1 protein-coding gene is annotated in these 708 nt (G+C 56.6%); it reads left to right on the plus strand.

Features of this window, described 5'->3' with window-relative positions; translation table 11 throughout:
- A partial coding sequence (locus ABCO64_RS10330) for a molybdopterin-dependent oxidoreductase (protein WP_343089401.1) occupies positions 1 to 708 on the plus strand: 708 nt, incomplete at both ends.

A 708-nucleotide genomic window follows, 5' to 3' on the forward strand; every position in this document is an offset into this window, starting at 1 on the left:
ATGGCTATGAAGTATGTACAAACCACCTGCCCCTACTGCGGGACAGGCTGCAGCATGAACCTGGTCGTCAGTGACGACAAGGTTGTGGGTGTCGCCCCATACCACCGCTCCCCCGTCAATGAAGGGAAGCTCTGTCCAAAAGGCGTGTATGCCCACGAATTCATCAACAGTGAAGACCGTCTGACCACCCCGCTCATCAAGAAGGACGGGAAGTTCGTCGAAGCGAGCTGGGACGAGGCCTACGAGGTCATCGCAAGCAAGCTGAAATCGTACAAACCCGACGAACTCTCTGTGCTCGCCTCAGCCCGTGTCAGCAACGAGGACAACTACGCGATCATGAAGTTCGCCCGGGGTGTCCTGAAGACGAAACACCTTGACCACTGCGCCCGTCTCTGCCACTCGTCGTCTGTTGCGGGTCTCGCAACAACATTTGGCTCCGGCGCAATGACCAACTCGATTGCGGACATCGCCGAATCAAAATGCGTCTTTATCATCGGGAGCAACACCTATGAACAGCACCCGCTGATCGGCCGGAGCGTTGCCCGTGCGAGAAAGAATGGCGCCAAAGTGATCTACGCTGATCCCCGTCTCACCCCGACCGGCAAACAGGCCGACCTGTACATGGCGTTCCGGAGCGGCTCAGACGTTGCCATCTTCAATGGGATGATGCAGGAGATCATCAAAAACGGCTGGGAAGACAAGGATTTC

This window comes from Methanocalculus natronophilus (assembly GCF_038751955.1).
GTDB classification, from domain to species: Archaea; Halobacteriota; Methanomicrobia; order Methanomicrobiales; family Methanocorpusculaceae; genus Methanocalculus; species Methanocalculus natronophilus.